Source organism: Thomasclavelia saccharogumia DSM 17460 (assembly GCF_000686665.1).
Taxonomy (GTDB): Bacteria; Bacillota_I; Bacilli_A; order Erysipelotrichales; family Coprobacillaceae; genus Thomasclavelia; species Thomasclavelia saccharogumia.
This window is the reverse complement of the sequence record NZ_JMLH01000005.1, coordinates 74,494-89,509: the sequence shown is the minus strand read 5'-3', so window position 1 is coordinate 89,509 and position 15,016 is coordinate 74,494. Positions and strand designations below refer to the sequence as shown.

General features: G+C 29.2%; 9 protein-coding genes. 6 read left to right on the top strand and 3 right to left on the bottom strand.

What is annotated here, in order from left to right:
* Positions 1–337 precede the first annotated feature (337 nt).
* Both BR82_RS0102740 and BR82_RS0102735 read right to left on the bottom strand, forming a co-directional pair.
* Positions 338–883 (bottom strand): RNA 2'-phosphotransferase, encoded by a 546-nt coding sequence (locus tag BR82_RS0102740; RefSeq protein WP_027088924.1) that lies wholly within the window; start codon positions 881–883, stop codon positions 338–340.
* Positions 876–1,367: a GNAT family N-acetyltransferase gene (locus tag BR82_RS0102735; RefSeq protein ID WP_027088923.1), complete on the bottom strand. Its 492-nt coding sequence runs from the start codon at positions 1,365–1,367 to the stop codon at positions 876–878. The genes BR82_RS0102740 and BR82_RS0102735 overlap by 8 nt, the downstream gene beginning before the upstream one ends.
* 152 nt (positions 1,368–1,519) lie before the next feature.
* Between BR82_RS0102735 and uraA the strand changes: the two genes are divergently transcribed.
* Positions 1,520–2,770 carry a uracil permease gene (uraA, locus tag BR82_RS0102730; protein WP_027088922.1) on the top strand — a complete coding sequence of 417 codons (1,251 nt, stop codon included), beginning with the start codon at positions 1,520–1,522 and terminating at the stop codon, positions 2,768–2,770.
* A gap of 82 nt (positions 2,771–2,852) precedes the next feature.
* On the opposite strand, the gene BR82_RS0102725 is transcribed toward uraA, so the two are convergent.
* Positions 2,853–7,787 carry a glycoside hydrolase family 2 TIM barrel-domain containing protein gene (locus BR82_RS0102725; RefSeq protein ID WP_027088921.1) on the bottom strand — a complete coding sequence of 1,645 codons (4,935 nt, stop codon included), beginning with the start codon at positions 7,785–7,787 and terminating at the stop codon, positions 2,853–2,855.
* A gap of 321 nt (positions 7,788–8,108) precedes the next feature.
* On the opposite strand from BR82_RS0102725, the gene ppk1 reads away from it, so the two are divergent.
* The 5 genes from ppk1 (at position 8,109) to BR82_RS0102700 (ending at position 14,048) form a co-directional block, all read left to right on the top strand.
* The gene (gene ppk1, locus BR82_RS0102720) at positions 8,109–10,139 is read left to right on the top strand and encodes a polyphosphate kinase 1 (RefSeq protein WP_027088920.1); all 2,031 of its coding nucleotides are present in this window, start codon (positions 8,109–8,111) and stop codon (positions 10,137–10,139) included.
* A gap of 42 nt (positions 10,140–10,181) precedes the next feature.
* The gene (locus tag BR82_RS0102715) at positions 10,182–11,249 is read left to right on the top strand and encodes a 6-phosphofructokinase (RefSeq protein ID WP_027088919.1); all 1,068 of its coding nucleotides are present in this window, start codon (positions 10,182–10,184) and stop codon (positions 11,247–11,249) included.
* Positions 11,250–11,342: 93 nt separating this feature from the next.
* On the top strand, positions 11,343–12,734 hold the full coding sequence (locus BR82_RS0102710) for a PH domain-containing protein (RefSeq protein WP_027088918.1): 1,392 nt from the start codon (positions 11,343–11,345) through the stop codon (positions 12,732–12,734).
* The gene (locus BR82_RS0102705) at positions 12,724–13,116 is read left to right on the top strand and encodes a GntR family transcriptional regulator (protein WP_024721566.1); all 393 of its coding nucleotides are present in this window, start codon (positions 12,724–12,726) and stop codon (positions 13,114–13,116) included. The genes BR82_RS0102710 and BR82_RS0102705 overlap by 11 nt, the downstream gene beginning before the upstream one ends.
* 14 nt (positions 13,117–13,130) lie before the next feature.
* Entirely contained in the window at positions 13,131–14,048 is a 918-nt protein-coding gene (locus BR82_RS0102700) for a hypothetical protein (protein WP_027088917.1), read from the top strand.
* Positions 14,049–15,016: the final 968 nt, after the last annotated feature.

The following is a 15,016-nucleotide window of genomic DNA, read 5'->3' as shown; positions in this document are numbered from 1 at the left end:
CAATCAATATACGAGCAGGTAATAAGCGATTACGAGTAAAATTTGAGATTGGATCATGGCAGAAGCACTGAATCCCTTCAAGAGTAAAATCGATAGATTGATTGAGAATCTTTTTGATCTTTTTTGGTGAATAGTAGATGTTTGAATTTGAATGTTTCATCATATGTAATACCTCCTAAAAAATACATCTACTAAAAAGGGCTAGTAATGAATATTTTGCTATTCATTACTAGCCACACGATTCTCACTATTTGTCAATAGCTAAATAAAAAAGTCTCTTTAAATTACATTAAAGAGCTTTTTCAGTATTTTAATGCCTAACTTAATGACATTGTAGCTAATCTATCACTTTTTTTACATACTTATAATCAATATCATCACATAACCAAACACCATTATTAGAATAATAAAATATATATCCATCTTTTACCATTGCTTTAGTATCGATTACCAATACTACAGGTAGTCCATGTCTTTTCCCAACATTCTTAGCTGTTTCAACATCTTTAGATAGATGAACATATAAACGCTCCATTTTCTTGATTCCAGATTTTTTTATATTCTCTAAACTTTTCTTAGCTGTTCCATGATACAACAAGTTTGGTGGAGATTTTTCTTGTAATTCAACATCCACATTAATTGAATGTCCCTGATTTGCTCTGATCTTAGTTTGATTCACGTTATATTGATAACGTTTTTTATTATTTGTCTCAACAATTTTATCGAGAATCTCTTTATCAATATAGCGACCTGTTTTATTGATTCCTTCAATTAATGCACTAACTTCTGCCCATCCATGATCATCAAGCTCTATACCAATTATTTCAGGCTTATGCCTTAAAATCAAACTTAGATACTTTCCCATTTTAGTTAAATCATTCATTTTTAAACTCTAATTTCATATCATACCAAACTGCTCCACCATGAACAGATTTTGAAACCCCATTATTTATATAACCAAATTTTTCATAAAAAGGGAGTAATTCTTTTTTACAAGTTAATATACATCCTTTTCGTCCTTGATCTCGTGCTTCTTTAATCAAAACTTCCATTAGTTTTCCAGCATAGCCTCTTTTTTGATATTCTGGTAATGTATCTACCCCAAATATAGCCTGATAGTTTCCTTGGGGATTATGTAAATCAGCATTTTCAAACATTTCATCACTAATAGTAACCTCATCAGTAACCATACCATTAATAAAACTTATTATTTTATCATCTTTTATTAAAAGCCAAAAATGTTCAGGATAAATTAATAGTCTATTTTTTAAAGATTCTTTTGATGCTGCTTCACTTTCAGGAAAACAAATTGCTTCAATTCTGGTTATCTCTTCTAAATCATTGATTGTTGCTTTACGTATCTTCATAATTACCTTCCTTTTAAAAAGTATAACATAAAAAGATAAATTTTCACATTCATGCAAAAACCTTTATTTTTGCTACTTTTATAAAAGTCAAAGTTTAACTAGACATTATAGAAAAAAAATGACATAATACAGTCGGTTAAAAGGAGGAAAAAATGTCTAAAAAACGTATTATTCAAGTAGAAGAAAAAGTTCCTGGAAAACTGCTGCTGCCTTTATCATTGCAACACATGTTTGCAATGTTTGGAGCTAGTGTTTTAGTGCCGTTTTTATTTGGGATAAATCCAGCTATCGTTCTTTTTATGAACGGAATCGGAACATTATTATTTATCTTGATTACTAAAGGAAAGGCCCCAGCTTATTTAGGCTCTAGCTTTGCTTTTATTGCTCCAGCAAACATTGTAATAAGTAAATTTGGATATCCTTATGCTTTAGGGGGATTTGTAGTCGTTGGTTTTTGTGGATGTATATTAGCCTTTATAATTAAAAAATGTGGTACCAAATGGATCGACATTGTTTTACCACCAGCAGCTATGGGACCAGTTGTAGCTTTGATTGGTTTAGAGCTTAGTGCTACGGCAGCTAGCAACGCTGGTTTATTAGGGGATAATATTCAAGCAGCTAACGTTGGAGTATTTTTAATTACTTTAGGTGTAGCTGTTATTGGAAATATTTGTTTTAGAAAGTTTTTAAGTGTAATTCCCATTTTAATTGCTATTATTTGTGGTTATATCTCTGCTATCTGTTTTGGTTTGGTAGACTTTTCAGCTGTCACTAGTGCAAAATTATTTGCTCTTCCTAATTTTACTACCCCAAAATTTGATATTAATGCAATTTTAATGATTTTACCTGTTATTCTTGTTATTACATCTGAACATATCGGTCATCAAGTCGTAACAGGAAAAATTATCGGTCGTGATTTAATCAAAGATCCTGGATTACATCGTTCTTTATTAGGTGATAACTTTTCGACAATGATTTCGGGATTAATTGGATCAGTTCCAACAACTACATATGGTGAAAATATTGGAGTAATGGCAATTACAGGTGTATACAGTGTTCAAGTTATTGCTGGTGCTGCGATCATCTCGATCATCTGTTCTTTTGTAGGTCCTCTATCGGCTTTGATTCAAACTATTCCTGGTCCCGTAATTGGTGGAATTAGTTTCCTGCTTTATGGAATGATTGGTACAAGTGGACTTAGAATATTAGTTGATCAACATGTTGATTATTCAATAAACAAAAATCTTATTTTAACATCTGTAGTTTTCGTAACTGGATTAAGCAGTATTACTTTGAATTTTGGTGGGATTCAGTTAACTGGGATGGTATTAGCTTGTATTGTCGCTATGTTATTATCACTTATTTTCTATATTTTAGAGAAATTTAATTTAACCAATGATTAAAGGCAACAAAACGTTGCCTTTTTTGTTAGTAAAAAATTTTAAGATAATATTAAAAGGCAGAAAATTCTGCCTTTTAATTTAATCAATCTTTTTTCTTTCTAGATACAAATAAGTATCCTAAAGCTGTTAATGAAGCAGCTAAACTGGTTACACCAGCAAAGCTTGTTGCATCACCTGTTTTGATTGCACTATCTTTTACACTTGATTTTACTGGATCTGTATTCAAATCAACTGAATTATTTGAATTTGTAACTAAATTAGCTATTGCTGCCTCAATTGCTGATTGAGCATTAGTAACTTCTTCAACAGTTGCCTCTGGATTTTCAAAAACAACTTTAACATCATTTAAAGTATTTTGTAAACTATTCCATGACGCTATCGTATAATTAGCTGCATTTAAACTTTCAGCTTTATTTATTAATTCATTTAATAAATCTTTATTTGGTATTAATTTTAACTGCAAGAATGCTTTTACTAATTTAGTATAAGTTTCATCTACCTCTTCCTGCATTGCATTTTCATCTGCTAATACCTCATTAGCATTATTTAATGCAGTTTCAAAAACTGTCCATGTTACTTTGCTATAATCCGTTTCATTTAAGTTACAGAATTGATCTATAAATGATCGTAATAATTCCTTATCTCCCTTAAAGAATTCTAATTTCCACATTGCATTAGCTAAACGTTCAAATGAAGTTTCTACTGTTTCTTGACTAGCATTATCATCATTTAAAACATATTTAGCCTCTTCTAAAGCTTCTTTAAATTCGTTTACTACAGCAGGTACTACATTTTCTAAATCAGTATCAGATACTGCTTCAGCCATTTGTACAGCGATAGATAACGCAGTTTTATCAACTGTCTCACCTGTTGATACTTTCTTTAAATTTGCATAAGCTGTTTGTAAAGCATAATAAGCATCATCTACTTGTTGTTGGGTTGCTGATTCATTAGCTATTACTTCATTTGCACCATCATAGGCTGCTTTGAATACTTGATATGTAGCTGCGGTATATTTATCAGCTGCTTCTATAGCCATAGTAATATTTGAACTAGTTACATAATTTATTAACTCTTCTTTATTTACTACTGTCTTGATATATTTAATTTTATATATTTCTGTAGTATTTCCATCTTCAGATTTAACAATAATTTTAACTTCATTATCATATACTGGTAAAACCGTAATTGCTTCATTATTGTAAGCAAGAGCTTCAATACTTGGATAATCATTATTTCCTAGATTAATTGTATAAGTTTTAGTTTCTGTATTATACCCTTCAAAACCTTCAAAGTTTTCTATTGCTGTACCATTTAATTTTAATTCATCAAGGTTAGCTGTTGAATTAGCTAATGTTTTTTCAACATAATTATAAACTTCAACTTCTGTTAAACCGATACATTTACCTGCTTGAGGTGCTTTTAACCAAATTCTCAACTTACTTGTTGTAACAGGATTTATAAATCCATATGGTGTATCCCCAGAAAGATATGATACCTGAGTAATATGAGAAGATTCTATTTCCTTCCATTCATTTGTACTACTATCAAAATATTCAAAACGAACATTATCATCGCCTGGTAAAACACTATATGCACTGTCTGTAAAATGCCATAATTTTACATTTTGCATCGTATATTCATTTTGCCATTCTAATTGAACATATGTATCGACAGCTGGACTTTCGTCTCTAATTGCCCAGTTAGTCCACCTAGCATTAGTATCACTACTATTATTAGTAATACCATCATTTAATTTAAGCAATGAATCACTAATTGCTGATGTTGAAGGCTCGCTAGCTGTACCATTTTGCATTCTACCATTAGTAAATACTGGAGCGTCAGTATTATTTTTAGAAGCAATATTAGTAGATTCTGCTAATTCTGGTGCGACTCTGATCGTTGCCTTAACATTTTGGATATTACCCAAAATATTTGCTGTACCATTAATCGTTACAATTCCTTCAGTTGCAAAAGCATTTTCAGGAATATCCCAGTTTACTGGAAATGCTTCACTATATTCACCGTTTTCATAAATACCACGTAATGTTTGGGGCATAGATGGAGTAACTCCAACATTAGTTACTGTTGAATACCCTTCCATTGCTACAACTTCACCAATCACATGAATATTTACAGATACAATTGCATCACTATCTTGTAATTTTCCTGTAATTATAAATTCACCAACATTATTTATTTGTGCTTTATCATAACTATCCCAATTAATCGTTAAATCTTTAGTTTCACCATTATTATAAGTACCTACTACTGCTTCTGGTAAAATTGGTTCTTGACCAACTGAGATATACATATTTTTAGAAATTTTATAACTTTGTAAATATATATCTCCTTCAACAGCCGTTCTCTTTGTATTTACTGTCACACTTGACGAAGCTAAACCATCAGAACTTGCAGTTAATGTAAAAGAGCCTTCATTTTTTGTAGATTGAACAATTACCAAAGCTTTACCATGGAAAGCTTTTCTCGTATTACCTTTATAACTATCAGTATCTGAAGGATCTCCGTTATCAACACCAACTATTTTTCCTTCACCCTCTATATCAAAAGTAATTCTATTGTCAGCACCAGCTACTACATTATTATTTACATCTTTTACATCTACAGTTATATAAGATAAGCTGCTTCCATCAGCAGTTATTTCATTTTTATCTGCATAAGCATCTAATTTAGTTGCATCACCATTAGTTGATACACTATCTCTACCTTCAGTATCACTAATTAAATTACCATCTTCATCATAAGCTTTAGCACTCAACTTTCCAGCTGCCCAATCAACTTTAAAACTTGGATAAAATTCACCACTAGAGAATGTTTGATATGTATATCCTAAAGCAGTTGTATGCTTAGTTGCAGTATCTTCAGCAATTTTTTCACCATTTAAATATAATTCTACTTTAGCTGCATTTGTAAATACATCTACTTTGATTTTACCACTTGAATCTTTAACTATTTCATTATTGTTCCAAGTTGACATTAAATGTAAAGTAGTACTATTTTCATCCCATAAACTCTTATATAAATAATATGTGTCTTTTGCAAATCCCGCAGTATCTACGATACCAAAATAAGATGAATTCGGTTTTGCTCCTTGACCACTTACACTACCAGTTCCTACTCCATTCCATGGCGTTGGTTCACCAATATAATCGAATCCTGTCCAAACGAATTCACCCGCATTAAAATCATTTTGGATTACAAAACTCCAAGCATCACTTGCTGAATGACCCCAGCCTACCTTGGCTTCATCATTATCATATTCTGACATTTGAAGATTAGTGTTATCTCTACCAGTAACATTATAAACACCACGACTATGAATTGAACTTGCTGTTTCTGAACCATATAACGGCCAATCAGGATAAGCATTATGCATAGAAACAGTTTGACTATTACTAGCATAATTCATTCCCACAACACCACCTGATTCATAAATCAGTTGATTGATTTGACTGATTATTGCACTAGGATTAGTATTTTTACGATTATCACCATTAGTGATCGGACGTGATGTATCTACTTCTTGAATCCAGTTAATAATATTTCCAGCTACATCTACATAATGAGTTGTGCTGCCAGAAACACCTTCATCAATTTCATTTCCAATTGACCACATAATTACGCTAGGATCATTTTTTGCTCCATCTACCATGGCTTTAACATCAAATTCACCCCACTGCATTCCTGCTTCACCGTTAATAATTTGATTATCTGCAGTAATCGTTTCTTCAAAATGAGAAGTATAGTCATTAACATTTCCATTTTTATATTCTGTCCAGCCATCAAAAGCTTCATTAATAACAAGAATTCCATATTCATTACAAATATCTAATAAAGCTGAAGCTGCAGGGTTATGTGTAACCCGAATCGCATTACATCCCATTTCTTTTAAAATTTTTACTTGTCGTTCAATAGCGTCACGATTAGCAACTGCTCCTAAAGCTCCTTGATCATGGTGCATACATACACCTTTTAATTTCATGTTTTCACCATTCAATGAAAAACCAGTGCTGTTATCAAAATTATAATAACGGAAACCATAATCAGTTTCATATGTATCTAAAACTTCATTTCCATCTACTATTTCTGTCTTCAATGTATACATATTCGCATCATCAACTGACCATAATTCTGGTGATTCTATTTCGACGATCTGTTTTACATCTTGACTATCATCTGCTGCTATTTCAATTTGGCTAGAAGTTGTATTACTAGCTGCTTGACCAAATTCATCGAATAACGTATTTTTTACAGTCACTGTTTTATTAACGCTGCTATCATTTTCTACTGTTGTTGTTACATCAACTTCTACAGTTTTATCCTTATTTGTTTCTAAATCTTTAGCAACGATTTGTGTGCCATTATATCCAATATGTACTTCATCAGTAACTGTTAAAGTTACATCTCGATAAATTCCACTTCCAGAATACCATCTACTACTAGGAATTTTATTGTTTGTTTTTACAACCAAAACATTTTCTGTCTTACCATCGAAAACCAATTCATCCGTAAGATCGAAAGCAAATGCTGTATATCCATATGGATGTTCACCTAACTTCTTTCCATTTAAATAAACCTCTGCATTCATATAAGCACCATCAAATTCAACCATAAGCTGTTTGCCTTGATATTTTTCTGGTACGACAAATGTCTTGCGATACCATCCTATACCTCCTGGTAAAAATCCACTTTCAGCTTCTCCGCTTGTAGTAAATTCCTGATCAATACTATAATCATGAGGTAAATTAACATTTTCCCATGATGTATCATTGAAATCTACATTTTGTGCATTAGCGACATCACCGCGATGAAATTTCCAATTTTCATTGAATAAAGTAGAACGCTCACCTTCTCCAATAATATCCACAAATACATCTTCAGGCGTAGACTGAGTAATGCTATCATCGGGTTTAGCTAGAATGTTGACTGGAGCTACAGATAATAACAATGTAGCTGTTAGTGCAGCTGAAATCTTCTTGTCCCAACTTTTTTTCATTTTTTTCCTCCTTTTCCAATATCCCATTAATATCTTTTATAATTGCACACTTAAATCCTACCACGTAAGCGCTTTTTTAACAATGGTTTTAGTAATTTTTTACTTACTTCATAACCAAGTTTTAGTAATTATATATTTTTAGATTATTTCATTGATATTAAAGATAATTAGTTGTAAAATTTTAATATCTAAATACTATTGACAGTATTTTTATTAACTATATATTAACTGCATGTAAATATTTAGTTAACTGTTGAATTTTTCTTGATAAATTTTTGGATAAATATTATTTTGATGTTATATAGAGGAGGATATAATATAATGTATAAATGTAGAGAAAATAGAGAGCTATCATGGTTAAAATTCAATGATCGAGTTTTAATGCAGGCCAAAGATTCTAAAGTACCATTAGGAGAAAAACTAAGCTTTATTTCAATTTTTCAATCAAATCTTGACGAATTTTTTATGGTTAGAATTGGTTCTTTATATGATCAAATGCTTTTTTATCCAGCATCAAAAGATAACAAAACAGGAATGACAGGAGAAGAACAGTTAAAAGCGTGTTTAAAAAGAATAACTTATTTAAACAGAAAAAAAGATCGTATTTATCATAACATCATGAGTGAGTTAGAGAATTATGGCTGGGGAATTATTAAATTCCACCAATTGAAAAACAAGGAAGATCGTAAATATTTTGAAAATTATTTTAATCAAGAGATTTTACCTTTAATTTCACCGCAAGTAGTATCAAAAAGACAACCTTTTCCTTTTTTAAATAATCGTGAATTATATATTATCGTTCAATTAGAATCTAAAAAAGGTAAACGTAAAATGGGAATAATTTCCTGCGGTAATGCTATGGACAATCGCATGCTGGCTGTTCCTAGTATGCAAAGTAAATTTATTTTGGTTGAGGATATAATTTTACATTTTATCTCTAAAATATTTGCTAAATATACTATTAAAAACAAGGCATTTATAAGAGTTACAAGAAGTGCGGATATAGATGAAGATGATCATTCATTAGAGGGGCATGAAGATTATCGTGAAATGATGGAAACTTTAATTAAACAAAGAAGAAAATTATGTCCTATACGATTAGAAATGTCAGAAGGATTAGAAGAATTGGAAATTTTAATGTTGATGAATTTCTTAAATTTGAAAAAGCATCAAATATATATTTCTAGTGCACCACTTGATTTAAAATTTATTAATGAATTAAGAGAACATTTGAAATTTATGCACCCAGAAATGTTTTATAAAAAACTAGAAGCTAAAAATAGTCCATTGGTAGAAAATCGAACTCCAATGATCAAACAAATTTTAAAGAAAGATATTTTACTTGCATATCCATTTGAATCAATGTCACCATTTTTAAGATTATTAGATGAAGCTAGTCTAGATCCTAGTGTTGCTAGTATTAAGATGACATTATATCGAGTAGCTAAAAATTCTAAAATTGTTAAATCTTTAATCAAAGCTGCTGAAAATGGTAAAGAAGTAGTTGTTCTAGTAGAATTAAGAGCGCGATTTGATGAAGAAAATAATATTGACTGGTCTAAGCGTCTAGAAGAATCTGGATGCCGTGTTATATATGGTCTAGATGGTTTAAAAGTTCATTCAAAATTATGTTTGATAACTTGCAAAAATAGTCATGGTATTCAATATGTATGCCAAGTAGGAACTGGTAATTATAATGAAAATACTGCTAAATTATATACTGATTTATCATTAATGACATCTAATCGTGAAATCGGCGAAGAAATTAATGCTATTTTCAATCATTTAAGTCTTGGAGAAACTGAAAATCAAGTTAACTACTTGATGGTTGCTCCTAACTGTATGATTACAAAAATATTTGAATATATTGATGAACAAATTGCTTTAGCTAAAGCTGGTAAAGATAGTTATATCGGTTTTAAATGTAATTCAATTACTAGTAAACAAATGATCGACAAATTAATTGAGGCTAGCCAGGCTGGAGTTAAAATTGATATGATCGTTAGAGGAATTTGTTGTATTATTCCTGGAATAAAAGATTACACTGAAAACATTCGCATTATTTCAATTGTGGGGCGATACTTAGAACATTCGCGAATTTATATCTTTGGTACTGGAGAAGACCAAAAAATATATATTTCTTCTGCTGATTTAATGACAAGAAATCTTTCTCGTAGAGTTGAAGTAGCAGCTCCTATTTTAGATGAAAAAATAAAAAAGAGAATTATTTTCATGTTTGATACGATGTTACAAGATAATGTTAAGGCATATGAGTTATTAGCAGACAGTACGTATAAGCGTATTAAAAACAAATTGCCAGAACTTAATAGTCAGGAATATTTCTTTAAATAGTCGTTAATATTAGATTATATATTTTTTTAAAGGAGTGATTATATGCGCATAGGTATACTAACAAGTGGTGGTGATTGTCAATCTTTAAATGCTACAATGAGAGGTTTAGTTAAAACCTTATATCAAAATGTTAAAGATCTTGAAATCATTGGTTTTTTATCTGGATATAAAGGATTGATGTTTGGTGACTATAAAATTATGAAACCAAGTGACTTTTCCGGCATCATTAATATCGGTGGAACTATTTTAGGAACATCAAGATGTCCATTTAAGAAAATGCAAGTAATTGAAAACGGCTTTAATAAAGTAGAAGCAATGATTCAAACGTACAAGAAACTTAAATTAGATTGTTTAGTTGTTTTAGGTGGGAATGGATCTTTAAAGTCGGCTAATTTATTGGCTCAAAATGGTTTGAATATTATTGCTCTTCCTAAAACTATCGATAATGATACTTGGGGAACTGATTATACTTTTGGATATCAATCAGCCATTGATATTGCAACTAATTACCTTGATCAAATCCATACCACTGCAGCTAGTCATAATCGAATTTTTATCGTTGAAATTATGGGCCATAAAGTGGGGCATATCTGTCTTGCAGCAGGAATTGCTTCTGGAGCTGATGTAATCTTATTACCTGAAATTCCTTATGATATTGAAAAAATAGCTGCAGCAATAAAACAACGTGAAATGGCAGGAAAAAAATTCACTATTATCGCTTGTTCTGAAGGTGCTATTTCTAAAGCAGAAGCTGCTCTTACTAAAAAACAATATAAATTAAAAGTTGCTGCACGTGAAGGACATTCGGTTGTCTATGATATTGCCAAACAGCTAAGTCATTATACTGATAGCGAGATAAGAGTATCTTGTGTGGGTCATGTACAACGTGGTGGTAATCCTTGTCCATATGATCGCTTAATGGCAACACGTTTTGGTATTGAAGGTGCTAGTTTGATTATGAATAACGACTTTGGCAAATTAGTAGTATATAAGGATAATTCTGTTACTGCTATTCCTTTAATTGAATCTGCAGGTAAATTAAAATATGTTGATGTTAATAGCGAAGAAGTTAATCAAGCTAAATTATTAGGTATTTCGTTTGGAGACTAAATATATTAATTAACTACGAAGATGATCGTAGTTAATTTTATTGACTCTTTGTATTATTTGTATTAGAATTAATAATACAAAGAGGTGGTTTATATGTTACTTATAATTATAAGTATTGTGTTTATTAATATTGTTTTTTATTATTCTTCGAAAAGAGATGCAAAGTATAAAGAAGGACTATTATTTTTAGTTACTTTACCTGATTATGCTCTTGAATCTGTACCCGTACAACAAGTAATATCACGTTATAACAAACGTCTTAATTTAATGTTTATTTGCAGTTTTATATTACCAGTTATATTTATTTTATTAGCAAAATTACTTTCACCATTTTTATTTTTGTTGTTTCTTATAATTGTCATTTTTATAAATATTTTCATTCTTCAAATTCCTTTTAAAGAAGCTCGTAATAAATTATTAGAAATAAAAAAAGAAAATAATTGGCTTGTTTTAAGTGATAAATCATATAAAGTCGATTTACAGCTTTCTTCATCAATGGAAAAACATTCGTTTGGTTTACAACGTTATATAATCGTTCTTTTAATTGATCTTTTTACAATTATCTTAATGGTCAAATATGATGCTGATATAACGATGTATCCATATATGTTTTTACAAATACTAGTATTATTGATTGGTTTATTATTTATAAAAAAACAAGCCAATCAAACCTTTTGTGATAATTCTGAAGCTAACATAACAATTAATCTATTACGAAAAAATACTTTTTATGACTGCTTTTTCTTTTTGATTTTATGTGATTCGCTATTTAATTTAGTAATACAGCTTTATCTTTTAGAAAAATTAACTTTCATATATCTTTTTATCTCTATTCTACTTTCATTAATTTCAATAATTATTACATTATATAAAGTTCATGACTATCGCAATAAAAAAGCAAATATTCTTTTACACTTCAAAGAAACTAATTATACTATCAGTGATGATGATTGTTGGAAAATAGGTATATTTGGTCCTGTCTATTATAATCCTTATGATCCAAGAACACTTATTTCTATGCCTGGTGGCAGTCAACTTACTTTTAATACAGCTAAAAAAAGCTATCGCTATTTTGTTGGGGGAATTATTTTAACTATTATTGTTTTTTTAACTTGGTTGTTTGGCTATCCTTATTATTTAGATCTAACTAATAATTTAGTTGATTTATCATTACAAAATAATGAAATTATTATTTCAAGTCAGTTTTATCATCATGTTATAGATACTAGTAATATTGAAAAGATTGAAATCTCAAATGATTTAGGTAAAGGTATAAGAACAAATGGTAGTGATACCGGTATTTATGCTAAAGGGAATTATGAATTTGATAAATATGGGAAATGTTATGTTTATTTAGCTAGTTTGCATGATTGCTATATCGTTATTTACACTAGTGATAAAACGTATATAATTAATGATGATAGAATTGATGATACTAAAAAATTTTACAATAAATTATTAGAGGTGATTGAACATGATAATTAATTTAAATTATAATAGTGATATTCCTATATATATCCAGCTGCGAAATGAAATTGTAAGAGGGATTGGAAACGGGCAATTTAAATATGGGGAGTCGTTACCAACAGTTAGAAGTTTAGCTAATGATCTTCATGTTAATAATATGACCGTTAATAAAGCATATGCTTTATTAAAACAAGAGGGATATATTTGTATTGATCGCCGCCATGGAGCCAAAGTTTTTCCTAGTTCAAATATATCAACTGATTTTAAAGATCGTATTTTTAGTGACTTACAACTACTTGGCAGTGAGGCAATCGTTAAAGGAATGGAAAAAGATGATTTTCTTAGTTTATGCAAAGAAATGATTCAACAATTGCAATATGAAACAAAATTAAGTAAATAAAAAAGGAGAAGTATATGGATAAAAAAGAAATATTATCGTTTTTAGACAACGATTTTGTAATAAATGGGGTGTTTTATTCTTATGAAAACATCCCTAGTCAAATAGGTAATGCAATATATACTTTTGGCAGTAACGATATTACAGATATAATTGCTTTTATTGACTGTAGTGAAAATAAAGATGGTAGTTTAGGAATGATTTTTACTAACAAAAATATTTATTTTTTACTTAATGAATCAGGTATTATTAATTATGACGAAATCATCAAGTTAGAATATAAAAAAAATACTAGTATTAGTTATATTGCTACTAAAGATCGTCAGTATAATTTTGATAATTCTTTTATTAATTCTAAAAAATTTATTGATTTACTTTCAAAAATAACTTCTATAGAAACAAAAATGATTTTGACATCTCATGAAAAAGTTATTTATTATACTACCATTGTTTTAAACGATCTTTTAAATGATGAATATGAGGATATTGTTTTATCAAATCAGCAGCAACAAAGAATTCAAGAATTTTTTTATAATTTTGAATTAATTAATAAATTGGACCAGGAAAATTATGATTTAGAAGTTGAGCTTTTATGTAATCAAGCATTAGATTTTTTTGATGAATTAGAATTAGATAGCGAAGAAATCGATGTTTTATTAGAACTTCAAAAACAGTTTGAAGAAAAAAAACAGCAAGAAGATGAGATGCTTGAAGGCGCTAAAAAATACTATGATGATATGATGAATAAATATAATAATGGCGATTCTTCAATGTTTGATCAAGTAAAAAGTATGATGCATGGTTTGGGAATCAATGAAAAAGATATGGAAAATAAATCTCCTGAAGAATTGAATCAATATATTGAAGATTTATGTACGCGTTTTGGTATTTCTAAAAGTCAAATTGAAGCTCTTGCTAAAAAATTTAAATTATAAATTATAATTTAAATTTTTATATACTTATTATCATTATCCAAATGATCAATTAATATATGATATTAAAAAAGATCTTTATGCTATACTAAAATATCATAAAAATCTTCTTTTACATACATCAAAAAAACTAATATATAAATCTATTTTTTATAAATTTTTACATATTTATTTCGTTATTAAATCGTTAGGCAATATTTATAAAGATAACTAGTCTAGTGTTAAGTTCACCCTAAAAACTATAAAAGGTAAGGAGTACCATTCCTTACCTTTTTACATTTGATATAATGCTTTTCGATTTACAAGCAGATCATAACATGTAACCTACTTAATTTTAAGTATGACTATTTTGGGCAGTTTTATTCAAAGAATATTTTTATGCATCCACTTGTATAACAATCACTTATAATGGCTCAAAATAAAAGGCATGTGCTTTTTGATAAATAGACTCATAATTATGATATTTATTAAAATATTGCACATGCTATTTTATTAATATGTTTTTTATTACAAAATTCAAATTATCTTGATTTTACCTCTATTTATTACGTTGTTTCATCTATATCTTGAACCTATTTTTCTTGACAATATTCAAACATTCCCTTTTTATCGGCATTTTTTAATAGCACTATTTTTATTTATCATTTTCATGGAAAATCAACGATATTTATTTATTCCTATATAGTGAGTATAAGAGGACTATGTGAGATTCAAATCCAAAAAAGTATTAAATGGGAATAGAATAATCTAAAATGTTCAATCACTCCATGTAAATTTTCGAAGCATTCTCATTGTTTAATTTTTCATATCTAAAATTTCAATTTCTATCATTTTTAATTTAAACTATAGTAACTATCAACTTCATCTTTTCTAAATAACACTCTGCTTACTTTTATTTCATCATAATGATATATATACTTTTTTGAACAAAATTATTGATATTTAATATAATTCGGTGGTCTTTCGGTGGT

Coding starts and splice junctions, on each gene's coding strand:
- uraA (WP_027088922.1), top strand. CDS start 1,520: ATGTCTAAAAAACGTATTATTCAAGTAGAAGAAAAAGTTCCTGGAAAA.
- BR82_RS0102740 (WP_027088924.1), bottom strand. CDS start 883: ATGAATGATTTAACTAAAATGGGAAAGTATCTAAGTTTGATTTTAAGG.
- BR82_RS0102705 (WP_024721566.1), top strand. CDS start 12,724: ATGATAATTAATTTAAATTATAATAGTGATATTCCTATATATATCCAG.
- BR82_RS0102735 (WP_027088923.1), bottom strand. CDS start 1,367: ATGAAGATACGTAAAGCAACAATCAATGATTTAGAAGAGATAACCAGA.
- BR82_RS0102710 (WP_027088918.1), top strand. CDS start 11,343: ATGTTACTTATAATTATAAGTATTGTGTTTATTAATATTGTTTTTTAT.
- BR82_RS0102725 (WP_027088921.1), bottom strand. CDS start 7,787: ATGAAAAAAAGTTGGGACAAGAAGATTTCAGCTGCACTAACAGCTACA.
- ppk1 (WP_027088920.1), top strand. CDS start 8,109: ATGTATAAATGTAGAGAAAATAGAGAGCTATCATGGTTAAAATTCAAT.
- BR82_RS0102700 (WP_027088917.1), top strand. CDS start 13,131: ATGGATAAAAAAGAAATATTATCGTTTTTAGACAACGATTTTGTAATA.
- BR82_RS0102715 (WP_027088919.1), top strand. CDS start 10,182: ATGCGCATAGGTATACTAACAAGTGGTGGTGATTGTCAATCTTTAAAT.